General features: G+C 37.7%; 16 protein-coding genes. 5 read left to right on the plus strand and 11 right to left on the minus strand.

Annotation, left to right across the window (positions count from 1 at the left end; genetic code table 11):
- The 4 genes from ACIGAM_RS03375 (at nucleotide 1) to ACIGAM_RS03390 (ending at nucleotide 4,481) form a co-directional block, all read left to right on the plus strand.
- Nucleotides 1-2,331 (plus strand): penicillin-binding protein 1A, encoded by a 2,331-nt coding sequence (locus tag ACIGAM_RS03375; RefSeq protein WP_396510040.1) that lies wholly within the window; start codon nucleotides 1-3, stop codon nucleotides 2,329-2,331.
- Between the two features lie 120 nt (nucleotides 2,332-2,451).
- Complete coding sequence (locus ACIGAM_RS03380) at nucleotides 2,452-3,150, plus strand: CoA transferase subunit A (RefSeq protein ID WP_396510041.1); 699 nt, start codon at nucleotides 2,452-2,454, stop codon at nucleotides 3,148-3,150.
- 36 nt (nucleotides 3,151-3,186) lie between these two features.
- The gene (locus ACIGAM_RS03385; protein ID WP_396510042.1) at nucleotides 3,187-3,825 is read left to right on the plus strand and encodes a peroxiredoxin; all 639 of its coding nucleotides are present in this window, start codon (nucleotides 3,187-3,189) and stop codon (nucleotides 3,823-3,825) included.
- Nucleotides 3,825-4,481, plus strand: coding sequence for a 3-oxoacid CoA-transferase subunit B (locus ACIGAM_RS03390; protein WP_396510043.1), 657 nt, complete (start codon nucleotides 3,825-3,827; stop codon nucleotides 4,479-4,481). The genes ACIGAM_RS03385 and ACIGAM_RS03390 overlap by 1 nt, the downstream gene beginning before the upstream one ends.
- A gap of 508 nt (nucleotides 4,482-4,989) precedes the next feature.
- On the opposite strand, the gene ACIGAM_RS03395 is transcribed toward ACIGAM_RS03390, so the two are convergent.
- The 5 genes from ACIGAM_RS03395 to hemB form a co-directional block, all read right to left on the minus strand.
- On the minus strand, nucleotides 4,990-6,681 hold the full coding sequence (locus ACIGAM_RS03395) for an ABC transporter ATP-binding protein (RefSeq protein WP_396510044.1): 1,692 nt from the start codon (nucleotides 6,679-6,681) through the stop codon (nucleotides 4,990-4,992).
- A gap of 28 nt (nucleotides 6,682-6,709) precedes the next feature.
- Nucleotides 6,710-7,423 carry a 3'-5' exonuclease gene (locus ACIGAM_RS03400; RefSeq protein ID WP_396510045.1) on the minus strand — a complete coding sequence of 238 codons (714 nt, stop codon included), beginning with the start codon at nucleotides 7,421-7,423 and terminating at the stop codon, nucleotides 6,710-6,712.
- 127 nt (nucleotides 7,424-7,550) lie between these two features.
- A complete protein-coding gene (locus ACIGAM_RS03405; RefSeq protein WP_396510046.1) occupies nucleotides 7,551-8,024 on the minus strand; it encodes a methylated-DNA--[protein]-cysteine S-methyltransferase in 474 nt (157 codons plus the stop codon).
- Nucleotides 8,021-9,190, minus strand: coding sequence for a CNNM domain-containing protein (locus tag ACIGAM_RS03410; protein WP_396510047.1), 1,170 nt, complete (start codon nucleotides 9,188-9,190; stop codon nucleotides 8,021-8,023). The genes ACIGAM_RS03405 and ACIGAM_RS03410 overlap by 4 nt, the downstream gene beginning before the upstream one ends.
- A 140-nt stretch (nucleotides 9,191-9,330) precedes the next feature.
- Entirely contained in the window at nucleotides 9,331-10,320 is a 990-nt protein-coding gene (gene hemB, locus ACIGAM_RS03415) for a porphobilinogen synthase (protein WP_396510048.1), read from the minus strand.
- On the opposite strand from hemB, the gene ACIGAM_RS03420 reads away from it, so the two are divergent.
- Nucleotides 10,311-13,007 (plus strand): DEAD/DEAH box helicase family protein, encoded by a 2,697-nt coding sequence (locus tag ACIGAM_RS03420; protein WP_396510049.1) that lies wholly within the window; start codon nucleotides 10,311-10,313, stop codon nucleotides 13,005-13,007. The genes hemB and ACIGAM_RS03420 overlap by 10 nt on opposite strands.
- Nucleotides 13,008-13,018: 11 nt before the next feature.
- Here ACIGAM_RS03420 and hemF read toward each other — a convergent pair whose 3' ends face one another.
- The 6 genes from hemF to ACIGAM_RS03450 are packed head-to-tail and all read right to left on the minus strand — an operon-like array spanning nucleotide 13,019 to nucleotide 17,466.
- Nucleotides 13,019-13,921, minus strand: coding sequence for an oxygen-dependent coproporphyrinogen oxidase (hemF, locus tag ACIGAM_RS03425; protein ID WP_396510050.1), 903 nt, complete (start codon nucleotides 13,919-13,921; stop codon nucleotides 13,019-13,021).
- A gap of 17 nt (nucleotides 13,922-13,938) precedes the next feature.
- Complete coding sequence (locus tag ACIGAM_RS03430) at nucleotides 13,939-14,469, minus strand: GNAT family N-acetyltransferase (protein WP_396510051.1); 531 nt, start codon at nucleotides 14,467-14,469, stop codon at nucleotides 13,939-13,941.
- Nucleotides 14,469-15,203: an EI24 domain-containing protein gene (locus ACIGAM_RS03435; RefSeq protein WP_396510052.1), complete on the minus strand. Its 735-nt coding sequence runs from the start codon at nucleotides 15,201-15,203 to the stop codon at nucleotides 14,469-14,471. The genes ACIGAM_RS03430 and ACIGAM_RS03435 overlap by 1 nt, the downstream gene beginning before the upstream one ends.
- Nucleotides 15,200-15,691 carry a DUF6973 domain-containing protein gene (locus ACIGAM_RS03440; RefSeq protein WP_396510053.1) on the minus strand — a complete coding sequence of 164 codons (492 nt, stop codon included), beginning with the start codon at nucleotides 15,689-15,691 and terminating at the stop codon, nucleotides 15,200-15,202. Before ACIGAM_RS03440 ends, ACIGAM_RS03435 begins: the two co-directional genes overlap by 4 nt.
- Nucleotides 15,688-16,719 carry a uroporphyrinogen decarboxylase gene (hemE, locus tag ACIGAM_RS03445; protein ID WP_396510054.1) on the minus strand — a complete coding sequence of 344 codons (1,032 nt, stop codon included), beginning with the start codon at nucleotides 16,717-16,719 and terminating at the stop codon, nucleotides 15,688-15,690. Before hemE ends, ACIGAM_RS03440 begins: the two co-directional genes overlap by 4 nt.
- Nucleotides 16,720-16,755: 36 nt before the next feature.
- A complete protein-coding gene (locus ACIGAM_RS03450; RefSeq protein WP_396510055.1) occupies nucleotides 16,756-17,466 on the minus strand; it encodes a uroporphyrinogen-III synthase in 711 nt (236 codons plus the stop codon).
- Nucleotides 17,467-17,473 lie beyond the last annotated feature (7 nt).

Consider the following 17,473-nt stretch of genomic DNA (forward strand, 5'->3'; position numbering starts at 1 on the left):
ATGGCTCAGAAAACAAAAAAGACAGCTAAGAATACACCCAGTAACGCACCGTATATTAAAGGATTTTGGATTTTATTTTTTGGATCTATAGGGGCGCTTGTTCTTGTTTTTCTTTTAGCTTCCTGGGGTGTTTTTGGGAGTTTACCTACGTTTGACGAATTAGAAAACCCTGAAAGTAATCTAGCTACAGAAATCCTTTCTTCAGATGGAAAAACATTAGGGAAATTCTATAATGAAAACAGAACTCCTGTAAAATATAGCGACTTGCCTCAAAATTTAATTGATGCAGTTGTGGCTACTGAAGATAGACGTTTTTACGATCACTCTGGTATAGATGTACGAGGTACAACGCGCGCCGTTGCCTATTTAGGTTCAAAAGGTGGTGCAAGTACCATTACACAGCAGCTCGCAAAATTGCTCTTTTCTGATACACCTAGCAGTACACTAGAACGTCTGGTACAAAAGGTAAAAGAATGGATCATTGCTGCACGATTAGAGCGACAATACACTAAGGAAGAAATTATTACGATGTATTTAAATAAGCAGGATTTCTTATTTCAGGCGGTGGGAATACGTTCTGCTTCAAAAATTTACTTTGACAAAGAACCCATAGAGTTACGTCCTGAAGAATCTGCAGTAATTGCTGCAATGCTTAAAAATCCGCGACAGTTTAATCCACATCGTGAGATTTCTAAAGATAATTCTCTAGAACGCCGTAATACAGTTTTAGCACTTATGGCTCAAACTGGAAAGCTTACCCAGCAAGAGCGCGATAGTCTTATGGCAATGCCCATGAAAATTACTTTTTCTCCGGAAGGGCATGCAGATGGTATTGCGACTTATTTTAGAGAATATTTACGCGCATTCATGGCAGATTGGATTAAAAATAATCCTAAAGGCAAAGATGCAGACGGTAATGAAGAGTTTTATAATATTTATCGTGACGGGTTAGTTATTACAACTACGATAGATTCACGTATGCAGCGTTATGCAGAGCAATCTGTAACTGCGCATATGGAGAATTTACAGCGTGAGTTTGATAAACAGAATGAAAGAAATAAAACTGCTCCCTTTAGAGATATAACAGAAGACGAAGAGCAGAAAATTCTGTACCGTGCAATGCGTACTTCAGACCGCTGGAGAAAAATGGCTGCTAATGGTATTTCTGAAGAAAAAATCAAAGCATCATTTGATATTAAAACAGATATGCGTGTTTTTGCGTGGAAGAATGGAGCTTCAGAGATAGATACGATTTTAACCCCTAAAGATAGCATACGATATTATAAGCGCTTTTTTAGAGCAGGTTTAATGAGTCTTACACCGCAGACCGGCGAGGTAAAAGCATGGGTAGGTGGTATAGATTATAAGCATTTTCAATACGATCACGTAAAAACCGGAAAGCGCCAGGTGGGTTCTACATTTAAACCTTTTCTATATGCTACAGCAATAGATCAATTACACCTATCTCCTTGCGATACAATCCCTAATATTCCTTACTGCATTCCTGCAGGAGAAATGGGAGCGCAGCGTGACTGGTGTCCAGAGAACTCTGGAGGACAATATGGTGGTATGGTGACTTTAAAAAGTGCATTAGCGCAATCTATTAACACGGTTTCTGCCCGCTTAATGCATCGTGTGGGGCCACAAACAGTAATTGATTTAATTGCAAAATTAGGTATAGATACTAAAGACATACCGGTAGTGCCGTCTATTGCTTTAGGTACTCCAGATATTAGTTTATTTGAGATGGTTTCTGCTTATTCTGCTTTTGCTAACAAAGGGGTTCATGTTGAGCCGCAAATAGTTTCTACAATTGTCGACAAGAACGGGACGGTTCTGTACCAAAGTATCCCAGAGGCTAAAGACGTCTTAAGTAAAGAATCTGCATATGTAACGGTTAACCTTATGGAAGGAGTAACCCAATACGGTTCTGGTGCCAGATTACGATCGGGTGCAATAAATAGTGATGTTTATAAAAAAGTAATTACGGGGCATCCTTATGCATTTAAAAACCCTATTGCGGGTAAAACGGGTACCACACAAAATCAAAGTGATGGTTGGTTTATGGGTATGGTGCCTAACCTGGTTACTGGTGTTTGGGTAGGAGGTGATGATAGATCGGTTCACTTTTCTTCTATAATCTACGGTCAGGGGGCAACTATGGCGTTGCCTATCTGGGGAAGCTTTATGAAAAAATGTTATGCAGACGAAGCACTAAAAATCTCACAGGGCGCTTTTGAAAAACCAGAAAATCTTTCTATTCGCATAGATTGTTCTCAGTCTGAAGAAAGTTCGCATCAATCTGATATTATTGACGAACTAGATTTTTAATTAAGGACCAAGCCGTAATTTTTTTCTTGAATTAGGGCTTAAAATGAATTGCATAAAATCTTGTAAAAAAATTGCCGTTGGATGCGTTGTTTTGTAATTTTCTGTATCTAAAATCAGAAAATGATAATTAAAACAGTGCGGTCAGTTTCAGAAGCTTTAAAAGGCGCTACTGATTCAATGACAATGATGTTTGGAGGCTTTGGCCTTAGTGGAATTCCTGAAAATGCTATTTCACAATTAGTTAAACTGGGTGTAAAAGAATTAACATGCATTTCTAATAATGCAGGAGTTGATGATTTTGGACTGGGCTTACTACTTCAGAAAAAGCAAATCAAAAAAATGATTTCTTCCTATGTAGGCGAAAATGCAGAATTTGAGCGCCAGATGCTGAGTAATGAGCTTGATGTTGAGCTTATTCCGCAAGGAACTTTGGCCGAACGTTGCCGTGCTGCTCAAGCAGGATTTCCGGCATTTTATACTCCGGCAGGGTATGGTACAGAAGTAGCTGAAGGTAAAGAAACCCGCGAGTTTAACGGTAAAATGTATGTGCTTGAACAAGCGTTTAAAGCCGATTTTGCGTTCGTCAAAGCCTGGAAAGGAGATACTGCAGGTAATCTTATTTTTAAGGGGACGGCACGCAATTTTAACCCAAATATGTGTGGCGCAGCAACAATTACAGTTGCTGAAGTAGAAGAGCTTGTACCTGCAGGAGAACTTGACCCAAATCAAATACACATTCCCGGTATTTTTGTTCAACGTATTTTTAAAGGCTCAGACTATGAGAAGCGTATCGAGCAGCTTACTGTTAGAAAACGATAAATCAATAAATTATTAAGATTAATAAACATATATAAAATGGCACATTTAAGATTAGGAGATACAGCACCAGATTTTACAGCAAATACTACCGAAGGTGAAATCAATTTTCACGAATGGCTAGGAGACAGCTGGGGAATTTTGTTTTCGCATCCGGGAGATTATACGCCGGTGTGTACAACAGAATTGGGTACTGTGGCAAATTATTACCCGGAGTTTAAAAAACGTAATGTAAAGCCTATTGCAATTAGCGTAGACAGCGTTGAAGAACATATGGGATGGATTAAAGACATCAACGAAACTCAAAACACTACGATGAACTATCCTATCATAGGTGATGAGAGCCGCAATGTTTCTGAATTATATGATATGATACATCCTAATGCTAGTGAGAAAGCTACGGTACGTTCGGTATTTATCATTGGACCAGATAAGAAAATAAAATTAACACTTACCTATCCGCCTTCTACCGGTCGTAATTTTGACGAGATTATACGGGTAATAGACTCTCTTCAACTTACAGCATATCATAAAGTGGCTACACCGGCAAACTGGAAAGATGGCGAAGATTGCGTAATCTCACCAAGCGTAAGTAATGAGCAAATACCAGAATTTTTTCCGAAGGGACACACAGAGATTAAACCGTATTTAAGAATGACACCTCAACCCAATAAATAATGCTAGATAAAAACGGAATCGCTAAGCGCATAGCTCGTGAAGTTAAGGATGGCTTCTATGTCAATCTGGGTATAGGTATTCCTACGCTGGTTGCTAATTATGTTAGAGATGATATAGAAGTTGAATTTCAGAGTGAAAATGGAATATTAGGAATGGGTCCTTTCCCTTTTAAAGGTGAAGAGGATGCAGACCTGATTAATGCAGGTAAACAAACCATTACAGCACTTAAAGGCGCTTCTTTTTTTGACTCTGCAACAAGTTTTTCAATGATACGTGGTCAACACGTACATCTTACCATTTTAGGCGCTATGGAGGTAGCTGAAAATGGTGATATTGCAAACTGGAAAATTCCCGGAAAAATGGTTAAAGGTATGGGAGGTGCAATGGATCTTGTTGCCAGTGCCGAAAATATTATTGTAGCCATGATGCATACTAACAGAGAAGGAGAATCTAAACTTCTTAAACGCTGTTCTCTACCGCTTACGGGTGTAGGTTGTGTGACTAAAATCGTTACTAATCTTGCTGTGATCGAGGTAACGCCTAAAGGCTTTAGGCTGTTAGAACGTGCTCCAGGGGTATCTGTTGATGAAATTATTAAAGCAACAGAAGGTTATTTAGAAGTCCCTGCTGAAGTCCCGGAAATGATACTCGCTTAAAGATTTTGTATATCATTAAGAAGGAGCCTTAGGGCTCCTTTTTTTATCTTCCTAGTGTCAAAAATAATCGTTGAATGAATTAAGTCACTAAAAACAACGCTAAAAAGCAAGTTAAAACAGGTGAAAAACACTTTTTTTTAACGTTTTTTAAAATTAGTTACTCAAATTCTTGCGCGAACTGAAAATTACAATTACTTTAGTCATTCCCAAATCAGGATTTTTTAGATATAAAGTTTAGGAGGAGTCCTTTCAATTATTACTTAATTTCAAAGCAGGAGTGTTTTGATGTTATGATTTGTTAATAAACCGCAGGGGGAGCCCGGCGGTTTTTTTATATCTAAATAAAAAAAGTTAAATTCACGTTAACGAAAATAAGAAATAAGAACATGCCAACACTTTCTCCCGTTAAGAATCATAAGTCTAAAGGCTTAAATGCAGTTTTACAAGATACCTATCAAACTACACGAAGTATTCTCTACCTCTTTAAAAAAGTTTTTCTATTTATGTTCTAAATTCCTTTAGGGATTGCCTCGATTAAGGCTTTAGTATAATCGCTTTGAGGGTTTTCGTATACAGCATCTGCTTCTCCGGTTTCCTCAAATCTACCGTTACGCATAACCAGCAAACGGTCTGAAATATATTTCACTACGGCCAGATCGTGTGAAATAAATAAATACGTAAAACCGTATGAGGTTTTTAAGGTATTAAGCAGATTAAGTACCTGAGCCTGCACAGAGATGTCCAGTGCAGAGACAGACTCATCACAAACTATAAACTTAGGCCTTACTGCAATAGTGCGTGCTATACCTATACGTTGTCGTTGACCACCACTAAATTCATGAGGATACCGGTCATAATGCTCAGGCAATAAACCTACTTCTTGAAGTAATTTTAAGGCTTCCGTTTTTCGCTCCTGTGCGTTTTTATAAAGCTTATGTACTTGCATGGCTTCGGTAATAGAACGGCCTACAGTAAGTCTTGGGTTTAGAGAAGAATAGGGGTCTTGAAATATAATCTGAATATCTTTCCTTAGGGTTCTTAGTTCTTTTGAAGACAACAGAGTTAGATCTTTTCCCTTGTAGAAAATTGCTCCTCTGGTAGTTTTGTCTAACTGAAGAATTAGATTTCCTAAAGTCGACTTCCCACAACCCGACTCGCCAACAAGACCTAATGTCTCCCCTTCATAAATTATAAAACTTACTTCATTTACTGCTTTTAGAGTTTCTGTCTTTCCGAAGAATGAAACCTTAGAATAATACTCTTTTGTAGCGTTTTTGATTTCTAATAATGGGGTTTTACTGTATATCTTCTCGTGTTCAAGTTCCCGTTCTGCCTTACTCACTGGTTTTGCAAGTGCATTTCCCTTTAAAAAATCTGATACAGTAGGTAGCTTTGCAAGCCGTTCGCTTGTAGAAGGGCGGGCATAGATTAAAGCTTTTGTGTAGTCTTCTTTAGGGTCTTTAAAGATGGTTTTAGCGCTACCTTGCTCAATAATTTTACCGCGATACATCACAATAACGCGATCTGCAATCTCACTTACTAGAGACAGGTCGTGTGAGATAAATAAAATACTCATTCCTGTTTGCTGTTGCAGTTCTTTTAAAAGTAGAATTATCTCTTTTTGAACCGTTACATCTAGCGCAGTTGTGGGCTCATCTGCAATTAATAATTTGGGCTTGCAGGCGATTGCCATCGCGATCATTACCCGCTGTTTTTGCCCACCGCTTATCTCGTGAGGATAGGCTTTAAATGCAGCTTCGGGTCTAGGTAATTTTACCTGATTAAAAAGTTTTAGAGTTTCTTCTTTTGCGGCTTTCTTAGAAAGAGTAGTATGTCTTAATAAGATTTCGGCAACCTGTTTTCCGCAACGCATAGAAGGGTTTAAAGAACTCATAGGTTCTTGAAATATCATTGAAATTTCATTCCCACGTATTTTTTGAAGTTCGTTGTCTGATAGTGGAAGTAAATCTCTTCCATCAAATAAAATACTTCCCGAAATGATTTCGGCAATTCGCTTAGGGAGTAAACCCAAAACAGCCAGGTTTGTGACAGATTTACCTGAACCAGATTCTCCAACCACACCTACAATCTCGTTCTGCATTACATCAAAATTAATGGTATGCAAAACCTGATTCGTTTGCTTTCCGGTTTTAAAACCGAGGCTAAGATCTTTTATTGAAAGTAGAGCTGTTGTATTCACAGCCTAAATTTACAATATCCTACACTATTTAAACTGAAGTGATCTCTGTCACTTGTAACAAAGCTTCATTGCGCAGACGTAAAACAATTTGAGCGACCGCAACGACATCACGCTCGCAATAGTCTACTATACGAGCTATATCCTTTTCTACATAAAATACATCGCGTACCTGACTACCGTCTATGTCTGTTTTAGGGGAAGGAATGTCTAGAATTTTAGTAAGTAATTTTAAGGATGTATAATGTTTATAATCGCCAAACTTCCACATTTCCAGGGTATCAAGATGGGGGATTTCCCAAGGTTTTTTGCCGAATAAATCTAGTTTAAACGGAAGCGTAATACCATTAATAATCATACGTCGAGCGATGAATGGAAAGTCAAACTCTTTACCATTATGTGCACATAACACGTGATACTGCTTATTAAAATGTTCTTCTAAAAGAGTTTTGAATGCTAAAAGCTGGTTTTGCTCATCTCCATGAAATGAGGTTGTTCTAAATGTACGCACTGCATCTTTAATTTTAAAATAGCCTACCGAAATACAAACTATTTTACCAAACTCAGCCCAGATACCTGCACGATCATAAAACCCCTCGGCCGTGAATTCATCCTTACGTTGATATTCTGTTTTATCTGCATAAAGCTTTTGAAGATCTGTGTCTAGATCGCTAAAATTAGCGTGTTGAGGTACAGTTTCTATATCTAGAAATAAAATATTTTCTAAGTGTATTTTTGATAGCATAATTTAGATTTCTGTTGCAATTTTTGAAAACTGTCAATGATAAAAATTCAATCATCCAAATAGGATAACCTAGTTGTAAACTAAATATAATCAAAAGTTTATGAAAAAAGTAAGGAGCTTAAAAACTCTAAAATAGCATTTGTTGTGTAACCGGACTTTCGTGCTCAAGAAGCCATTTTTTACGCCAGATGCCACCAGCGTAACCCGTCATAGAATGATCGCTGCCAATCACACGGTGGCATGGTATGATAATAGCAATAGGGTTTTTGCCATTTGCAGAAGCTGCAGCACGTATGACTTTACCATCACCTAGATCTTTTGCCATTTGTAAATAGGAAGTGGTTTTCCCAAAAGGGATTCTCGCCAGTTGTAACCAAACTTTTTTCTGAAAATCGGTGCCTTGCAGATTCAATTTTAGATTAAAATCTTTTAAATTTCCTGTAAAATATTGTTCTAATTGAGAGACTACATCTTGAAGCTCTTTAGGTATTTTTTCGCTTTGCGGAATTTTTTCATCTAAAAAAGTTACACACACCAGTCCTTCCTGATCTCCTTTAATCAATAGTGTTCCCAAAGGTGAATCTAGATAAGCTTCTTTCATTCTGAAGGTTTATCAACATCTTCGTTTTTTACGTTTACATCGTGTTGAGGTGAGAGTTCAACGGTTTTAGAATTTTCAGGAATTTTGTCTAGAACGATTCCCATACGTTTTGCACGGCGTTCCCAATTTTTACGAGCTTGCACCTGCATGTCTTCAATAGTGTCACTCTCATCCATTATTTCGAGTCCCAGGAGGGTTTCTATAATATCCTCCATAGTAACAACACCTATTGTGTTGCCAAAATGGTCTGTTACTAGTGCAATGTGACCACGACTGGTCACAAAAGTGTCAAAAAGTGCAGGTATAGGTTGATCTGCATCTACAATTAAAATATCTCTTCTTATATCTGAAAGTAATTTCTGGCCGTGTTCTTCTACGATTTCTTCAAGAACGTCGTCTTTGAGAATAAAACCGGTAATGTTATGTGATTTCTCACTATAAACAGGAATTCTGGAAAATTTAAGATGTGGATGTTCTTTATGAAATTGATTTAAAGTTTTAGTCTCATCTTCGGTCACCACAACTGGAAATGGCGTCATTACATCTTTTGCCATCACCGATTTAAAAACCAATAAATTTTTAATTACGGTAGTCTCGTTATCTTCAAAAACGCCTTCTTTTTCAGCAGCATCGGTGAGTGCCATAAACTCTTCTCTACTCATTGTACTTACGTGAGCAGATTTACCCACAAGTTTAGTGACTTGAGTTAAAATCCATAAAACACCGGTGTATTTAAGAAATATTATAATAAGTGTTAATGTCTTTGCAGTAAAGTTGCCCAGTGATTTCCAGTAAGTAGCACCTATTGTTTTTGGGATAATTTCTGAAAGCACAAGAATAAGCAAAGTCATTATTGTAGAAACAATAGCGACAAAATTGAGTCCTAAAATAGAGAAATCCCAACCTGATTCTGCAGCCATTGTACCGGCTTGCTCACCCACTAAAATTGCACCTACAGTATGTGCAATAGTATTTAGGGTTAAAATCGCAATAAGTGGTTTATCAATATCTTTTTTAAAGTTGGCCAGAGTGTTAGCATACGCGTGACCTTCTTTAGTTTTAATGCGTATAAAACTTGGAGTGACACTTAATAAAACCGCTTCTAGAATAGAACATAGAAACGAGAAAAATATAGATATAAATGCAAAGGCGATTAGTAGACCCATTGGTTTAGTTTGATTTGAGATAAAGATACCATAATCAAAACACCTTACAAACAGGTTAAGAAAAGCTTAGGCTAAACTCGAAATTATTTCAAAAAAAAGAGGCTCAACGAGCCTCTTTTTTTTCTAATGTTAAAGATCAATTATGAAATTAACTTCACAACATCCTTAGCAAAATAACTGGCAATTAGATCTGCACCTGCGCGTTTGATCGCATACGTTTGTTCAAGAACCACAGCGTTGTGATCTAACCAGCCACGCTCAGAAGCTGCTTTTATCATTGCATATTCGCCACTTACCTGATATACAGCAACCGGTACATTTACCGTGTTTTTAATATCGCGTACAATATCTAGGTAGCAAAGTCCTGGTTTTACCATAACAATATCTGCACCTTCTTCAATATCCATGAGGGTTTCTTTAATGGCCTCATCGCGGTTTGCAAAATCCATCTGATAGGTCTTTTTATCTTTTGGAACATCTTTAAGATCAACAGGGGCACTGTCTAACGCATCCCGAAATGGCCCATAAAAAGCAGAAGCATATTTTGCTGAGTAACTCATAATACCCACATCGTGGTGCCCTTCATCTTCAAGCAGGGTACGCATTTCAAAAATACGACCGTCCATCATATCACTGGGAGCAACCATGTCTGCACCGGCATTAGCGTGAGAAAGTGCCATCTCTGCTAAAATAGCACTAGAATCATCATTAAGTACTTTACCTCCTGCTACGATACCATCGTGCCCAAAAGACGAGAAAGGATCTAAGGCGACATCGGTCATAACAACCATACCCGGCACTTCATCTTTAACAGCTTTTATAGCTCGTTGCATAAGTCCGTCAGGATTTAGTGCTTCAGTACCTTTATTGTCTTTCAGTTTATCATCTACTTTTACAAAAAGTAACACACTTTTAATACCCAGCGACCATACTTCTTTAGCTTCTTTTTTAAGATTGTCAAGACTCAGGCGATAATAACCCGGCATTGATGCAATTTCATCTTTAACCCCTTTTCCTTCTACCACAAAAACAGGTAGAATAAAGTCATTAGGCGATATGATAGTTTCACGTACTAAAGAGCGCATAGCTTCTGAAGTACGTAATCTGCGATTTCTTCTTAATGGAAACATATTATTCTGTATTTTACAGGCAAATTTACCATTATATTTTGAGCTTAGCGCCTGATTTTACTCTAACTGAACATCTCAAATTCATATTTCCGTGGAGGTCGTATCAAGCTAAATTTCTTAAGGAATTTAATAAGCATATAGAAGACGAGCATTTGCATGTAATTGCGCCGCCAGGATCTGGCAAAACGGTTTTAGGTCTCGAAATGATAAGACGCGTAAATAAAAAAACACTGGTTTTTACACCTACGCTTACCATTAGAAATCAATGGAATGATCGTCTTAGGGATTGTTTTCTAAAAAACAGTAAGGATGTAAATTGTGGTTATGATTTAAAGAAGCCTGCAGACATTACGTTTTCTACATATCAATCGCTACACGCATTTTTTAAGAATGAGATGGATTCTTCTTCAGAAAAATTACTTGATTTTTTTAGAAATGCAGGGATTAAAAATATTGTTTTAGATGAGGCACATCATCTAAAAAATGAGTGGTGGCTGCCGCTTTTTGAACTAAAAAGATTAGAAAACTGTATTTATATCGCCCTTACAGCTACACCGCCTTATGACAGTTCACCCAGAGAATTACGTAACTATTTTGAACTCTGCGGTGCTGTAGATGCAGAAATCACAGTTCCTGAACTCGTAAAAGAACAGAATTTATGTCCTCACCAGGATTATATTCATTTTTCAAAACCCAGTAAAGAGCGTATAAAAGATATTCTTGATTTTAGAGAACAGATTTACCATTTTGTAACGGCACTTACTGGTAATATTAAATTTATTGAGTTAGTTAAAACCCATCCGTTTTATAAGGAAACAGAAGCTGTGCTGACGCAGATTTATGAGGCGCCTAAGCTCTATTCAGCACTGCTTATCTTTCTAAATGCTTCTAAAGAATTAATCACCAGAGAAAAACTCGAAATTTTGGGTTTAACCGAAGAGGAACAGAAGCACATCCCAAGCTTTTCTTATGAGTGGGTAGAGGTACTTTTACAGCATTATCTGGTTGATTTTAAAGATGCGTATGGTGAAGATGCGGCGGTTCTTTATCCCATTGAAAAAGAACTCAGACGTATAGGAGTACTCGATCAAAAGCGTTTAAATCTTATAGGAGATCAGCGATTTTATAAATCTTTATCACAAAGTGTAACAAAACTGAATAGCATTCTTGAGATAACAAATCTGGAGGCTAAGAATATGGGCGACTCGCTACGGCAAGTCATTCTTTCAGATTATATAAGAAAAGAATTTGTAGATATTCAGCAGAATCAATTACATACTATTAATAAACTGGGTGTAATTCCTATATTCCAGCATTTACGCTTTAATGGAATCAAAGAACAGTGTCTGGGAGTACTCACCGGCTCATTAATTATTTTACACAGTAGTACGATTGATGAATTAAGAAAAAACCTCCCTGCAGATGCAATTTCCTGGGAGCAAATCCCTGCATCATCTTTTTTAATTATTAAACCCAACGCATCGTCAAAAACCTTGCTAATAGGGGCGATAACACACTTATTTGAAACTGGTTTTATAAAAATACTAATAGGTACAAAATCGCTATTAGGAGAAGGCTGGGATTGCCCGGCAATAAATACGCTGGTTTTGGCTTCGTTTGTAGGCTCTTTTGTAATGTCTAATCAAATGCGGGGCCGAGCCATACGGATTTCACCAGAACATCCTGATAAAGTTGCAAACATCTGGCATCTTGCCTGTGTTGACCCAACCGCAGATAGTGGTGGAGCAGATTACAATTTGCTACAAAGACGTTTTGATGCTTTTTGCGGCGTAAGCTTAACTGGAGTACCGGTTATAGAGAATGGCAGTGATCGCTTAAATATAAAAGTAGGTTCTAATAACAGTGAAGATCTCAATTTGCATTTTAGAAATTTAGCTTCAAATCGCAATCTTGTCAAATCTCGCTGGAGTGAAGCTATTGAAGAAGGAGCTGTTATGGTTAATGAGCTGAAATTAAATTTTGATGACAATCAACCTTTTAAAGTTAAACGGAAAATCGCTTATGATACTACGCTCAAGTATGCTTTGGCAGAAATAGGTCTAATACTTACTGTTGTGTTACCCGAGATTTTTATCAGTTACTTACGCGTTCTCATCTCTAAAGGAATCATTCATTTTATTGTTGTAGTGGCAGCTGCACTTGCGGTTACATTAATGCCGAAACTTTTTAAAGCATCAAAACTTTATTTATATTTTGGAAGAATAGATAAAGATATTGAGGCAATCGCCAAAGCTGTGTTACGTACAATGATTAATTTAAAACATATACATACACCACCTAAAAATATCGTTTTAGAAATTGAGGAGCCTCATGCAGGTGTTATAAATTGCTATTTAAAAGGTGCTACCGCAAAAGAAGAAAAACTGTTTATATCCTATTTGCAGGAAGTGATATTGCCCATAGAAAACCCAAGATATATACTAGCTCAGGCAAACTGGCTACGAGAGCAACTGGGGTTCTCCAGCTATTTTACAGTTCCTGATGTTTTTGCACAGCGCAAGGAAGATGCACTGGTTTTCTATAATTTTTGGACGCAGCATTTAGGAGAATGTTCTTTGTATTTTACCCGAAATTTAAGAGGCAGAAAATTGTTGCTAAAAGCACGCTTTCAAGCCCTTAAAAAAGATACGCATGTAAGTGCAAAACAGGCTACAATCTGGAAATAATGGTATTACAATTACACCCAGTCTCTTGGGTTTTCTAAAACCTCTACCAGTTTTGCTTCTTCACTACCCGGCTCGGGATGATGGTCGTAGCGCCATTGCACATTAGGAGGAAGGCTCATTAATATACTTTCTATTCTCCCATTTGTTTTAAGGCCAAAAAGCGTTCCTTTATCGTGTACCAGATTAAATTCTACATAGCGACCGCGACGTACTTCCTGCCAGTCTCGCTCTTTTTCGCCGTATGGCAAGACATTTCTTTTTTCTAAAATAGGAGCGTAAGCTTCTAAAAAGCTATTACCTACTTCAGTCACAAAATTGTACCAGTCTTGCATGGAGCGTTCAGGGGTAGCTTTTAAATAATCAAAAAACAAACCACCTATACCACGGGCTTCGCCACGGTGGCTGTTATAAAAATACTCATCACAGCGTGCTTTATAATGACTATGAAAGTCTGGATCGTGTGCATCACAGGCTGTTTTACAAGTCTGATGAAAATGAATCGCATCCTCTTCAAAAAGGTAATATGGTGTCAAATCTTGCCCGCCACCAAACCACGAGTCTACCAGCGTACCGTCTTTTTCATACATTTCAAAATAACGCCAGTTTGCGTGCACGGTGGGTGCATATGGGTTTCTAGGATGAATAACCAGGCTCAGTCCACAGGCAAAAAAATCACAATCGCTTACATTAAAATATTTTTGCATAGCAGGAGCCAGTGCACCATGTACTTCAGAGATATTGACGCCTCCTTTTTCTATTACAGCGCCATTCTCAAGCACACGCGTACGGCCACCGCCACCTTCTTTGCGAACCCAGTTATCTTCTTTGAATTTTGCAGAACCATCTATTGCTTCCAGTTTTGAAGTAATAGTGTCTTGTAAATTCTTTATGTAGTTAACAAACTGTTCTCTCATTGGGTAACTGCTTATTCTTATTTTTTTAAAATATAAAGCTCCATATCCTGAGCTTCTTTATCTTCTGTTTTAAACTCTTCTTCTAAGGTGCTATCCCATACAAAGCCGTTGTGTGTTGCTACAGCTATACTTTTCTCATTGCTTTTGTGAGTGATAATTTTAAAAGTAGATATCTGATGGTTTACAAAAGCAAAATCAATTATTTGAGATACGGCTTGCAAAACCCACCCTCTACCTTGAAACCGCGGACTCAAACAATACGCAAATTCTGCTACTTTTTTCTCAAGATCAATCTCTTTTAAAATCACAAGACCTGCAATCTCAGGGTGTATTTTAGTATGTATTGCAAAGGTAAAACCGAGTTTATTTTCGGCTTCTTTTTCTTTTGTGGAAATGTATTCTTTTGTTGCCGAAAGAGATTTGTTCTCACTTAAAGTTATCGGAAAATATTCTTTAAAGGCGTCATTATCTTCCTTTAAAAGAAGGTTTAGCGCTTTGGCATCTTCAGCATTTAATAATGCAATTTCAAATTGAGTTTCTTCGGTCATTATTTTTTATCTAAAAGGGTAAGTGTTGTTTTGCTTGCCGCCGTAACCGAGATGGGCAAAACCAGCAATATACCTATGATAGGAATTAAAAGAAAAAGCATAAATACAATTCCGTTGCCTATTGCATAGCCTCGATGTTCTTTTACAAATGAAACGCTTTCGCGGTAGCTAAAATGGCGCTCTAATGTATAATCCATATTTCCAAAACCCGCGTAATAGGCTTGTGTTAAGAACAATAGAAAAGTAGCGATTATGCCAACGACGGGAATTAAACTTAACAGCAATAAGGGTAGCGTCATAAGTAACTCCCAACCCAGATTACGCATATTTATACGAATACCGCGTATAAGTTGGCTTGCATTTGAAGTATGTCGATGTTGATGAATTCCGGGCTGTAAATAGGCTTCTATTTTTTCAGAAACAGGGCTCATAAAAGGAGCCGAGAATGCCATTATTAAATGTTTGTAGAGCATAAGCCCCAAGGCTATGATTACTAAAGCTCCTATTAGGTTACTAATGGTCGCCATAGTTTCTGCTCCCCAACTCCAGACCCATAAACCAGATACAAAACCACCTATAGTATCAGAAAATCCCCACGCCGTAATCCCTATTAATAGAGCGGTAACAAAGCTTATTACCATAGGGATTGCAAAGTATTTCCAGAGGTTTAATTTGTTAATTAAACTTAAAGAATCTTTGTAAGCCGCAAGTCCTTTAACTATAGATTTTATCATTCTTCAGAAATGTATACAAGCTGATTTTCCAAATTTACCACCTCTTCCGGCTCACAGATTTGCTGTGCTTCCTGTGCTTTCTTTTTTAATAAAAGTACAATTTCGTCTTCTTTTTTATTTATCAATTCTGCCAGCATCGAGATGCCTACATTGTTGTTGTGCAAATCCATAGCGCGTTCTAGCGGTTTATTTACTGCAATATTTTCGTGCGCTGTAGTAACTTTTAACGCCCAGTTTTTTGCAGTTACTTCATTACCTGTCTTATCATAAACAGCTTTTGCTAACAAAATTGTCCATAATGCATGTCTAAATGCATTTGCAGCATTGCTTTTATGATGTGTGTTGCTATAATATCTATTTGCCAGCTGTACTGCATGTTGCGTTGCCTGCAATGTCAGTTTAATATAAAAAGGCTTTGTAATAAATAACTTGACAAGCTTAAAAAGCTGATTGGCATCAAATGATTTTAAGCGAGCCCAGAATTTCATCGTTCGGCTTTATACTCTTTTACAGCTTCAATAAACGCGCCTGCATTTTCTAACGGAATATTAGGTAAAATACCGTGGCCCAGATTTACAATATATTTGTCTTTGCCAAAAGCATCAATCATTTCGGTAACCATTCTTTTTATTTCGCTCGGGGGCGAAAACAGGCGTGTAGGGTCAAAATTCCCCTGTAAAGTAATGTTTCCTCCGGTCAAATAACGGGCGTTGCGTGCGCTACACGTCCAATCAATTCCTAATGCCGAAGCGCCACTTTTAGCCATTTCGCCCAGTGCAAACCAGCATCCTTTACCAAATGCGATTACCGGAATCTCGTCTTTCAACGCATCTATTATTTGTTGCATGTATTGCCAGCTAAATTCTTGATAATCTACAGGAGACAACATACCTCCCCAACTGTCAAAAACCTGAACCGCGTTGACACCAGCTTTTACTTTTTCTTTTAAATAAAGAATAGTAGTATCTGTAATTTTCTGCAGCAACTCGTGTGCAGCAAGTGGTTGTGTAAAACAGAACTCCTTAGCAATGTCAAAATTCTTAGAACCCTGTCCCTGCACGCAGTAGCATAAAAGTGTCCATGGGCTGCCGGCAAAACCAATTAACGGAATCTCGTCATTTAGTTTTTCTTTAGTCATTTTAATGGCATCCATCACATAACCCAGGGTGTCGTTGATATCGGGCACAATCACTCGATCCAGATCTTTTTGAGACCGAATAGGATCTGGCAACCACGGCCCAACACCTGGTTTCATCTCTACGTGAATATTCATCGCCTGCGGAATTACTAAAATATCACTGAATAATATCGCAGCATCCATCCCATAACGGCGTATAGGTTGAACGGTAATTTCACTAGCCAATTCAGGAGTTTGACAACGGGTAAAAAAATCATACTTGGCCTTTATTTCTTGAAATTCGGGTAAGTATCTTCCTGCCTGACGCATCATCCATACCGGTGGTCGTTCAACAGTCTCTCCTTTTAATGCCTTTAAAAATAAGTCGTTCTTAATCATAAGTTCTAAGTCATCCCGAGCATGCCCGGGTGGTTATTAGCTAAGTGCTTTTACTGCTCTGGCAATTACACTCTCAATGGTAGTTGCATTTGCAGTGGTATAGTTTGTTGTATGTTTTTTTGCTTCGGTTGCAGTGGTTTCCCCTATGCAAACAGCAAGTGTATTTTCTAATGTATTTTGATTCATAAAACTTTGCACGCCACTCGGACTAAAAAAAAGTGTAGCGTCAAAATGCTGTCTAAATATCTTTGTATTTAAACGAGTTTTGTAAACCTCAATTTCTTCAAAATCTACGTTATATTCTTTAAAAATTTGAGGTAACTCTGCTCTTCTGCTTTCCCCACAAAAGAAGATAAATCGCTCCTTTTTATAGGCATCCACAATAAAATCACCTAATTCCTTAGCATTATCTGCAGCGTTGATCACTTTGAAGCCATTTTCTAAAAGTAAAGCTTCGGTTTTGGGTCCTACGCAAAAGCACTTGTAATCTTGCACTTCTAACTTTTTTGCATTCAGGGAATGGAGGCTTTTGAAGCCTGAGGACTCTTTTAGTTCTTTACTCATTTTGTTCAAAAATGCGTTTACGGCATTTTTACTTGTAAAGATTAGATTTTCAAGAGTATCAGGAAGTTCAAAATCTACATACTCAATCTGTATAGCATCATATTCAACCACAGAAAGACCAGCTCCCAGAATTAAATTCTTTTGAGAAGAGGTTATTTTTTTTGTGGAGAGTATAGATTTCATCAGAGTA

Origin of the sequence: Leeuwenhoekiella sp. NPDC079379 (assembly GCF_044542075.1) — a bacterium.
Taxonomy (GTDB): domain Bacteria; phylum Bacteroidota; class Bacteroidia; order Flavobacteriales; family Flavobacteriaceae; genus Leeuwenhoekiella.

Bases quoted from the DNA above. Each gene is read 5' to 3' on its own strand.
- ACIGAM_RS03375 (WP_396510040.1), top strand. From the start codon at position 1: ATGGCTCAGAAAACAAAAAAGACAGCTAAGAATACACCCAGTAACGCA.
- ACIGAM_RS03380 (WP_396510041.1), top strand. From the start codon at position 2,452: ATGATAATTAAAACAGTGCGGTCAGTTTCAGAAGCTTTAAAAGGCGCT.
- ACIGAM_RS03385 (WP_396510042.1), top strand. From the start codon at position 3,187: ATGGCACATTTAAGATTAGGAGATACAGCACCAGATTTTACAGCAAAT.
- ACIGAM_RS03390 (WP_396510043.1), top strand. From the start codon at position 3,825: ATGCTAGATAAAAACGGAATCGCTAAGCGCATAGCTCGTGAAGTTAAG.
- ACIGAM_RS03400 (WP_396510045.1), bottom strand. From the start codon at position 7,423: ATGCTATCAAAAATACACTTAGAAAATATTTTATTTCTAGATATAGAA.
- ACIGAM_RS03405 (WP_396510046.1), bottom strand. From the start codon at position 8,024: ATGAAAGAAGCTTATCTAGATTCACCTTTGGGAACACTATTGATTAAA.
- ACIGAM_RS03410 (WP_396510047.1), bottom strand. From the start codon at position 9,190: ATGGGTCTACTAATCGCCTTTGCATTTATATCTATATTTTTCTCGTTT.
- ACIGAM_RS03420 (WP_396510049.1), top strand. From the start codon at position 10,311: ATGGAAACATATTATTCTGTATTTTACAGGCAAATTTACCATTATATT.
- hemB (WP_396510048.1), bottom strand. From the start codon at position 10,320: ATGTTTCCATTAAGAAGAAATCGCAGATTACGTACTTCAGAAGCTATG.
- hemF (WP_396510050.1), bottom strand. From the start codon at position 13,921: ATGAGAGAACAGTTTGTTAACTACATAAAGAATTTACAAGACACTATT.
- ACIGAM_RS03430 (WP_396510051.1), bottom strand. From the start codon at position 14,469: ATGACCGAAGAAACTCAATTTGAAATTGCATTATTAAATGCTGAAGAT.
- ACIGAM_RS03435 (WP_396510052.1), bottom strand. From the start codon at position 15,203: ATGATAAAATCTATAGTTAAAGGACTTGCGGCTTACAAAGATTCTTTA.
- ACIGAM_RS03440 (WP_396510053.1), bottom strand. From the start codon at position 15,691: ATGAAATTCTGGGCTCGCTTAAAATCATTTGATGCCAATCAGCTTTTT.
- hemE (WP_396510054.1), bottom strand. From the start codon at position 16,719: ATGATTAAGAACGACTTATTTTTAAAGGCATTAAAAGGAGAGACTGTT.
- ACIGAM_RS03450 (WP_396510055.1), bottom strand. From the start codon at position 17,466: ATGAAATCTATACTCTCCACAAAAAAAATAACCTCTTCTCAAAAGAAT.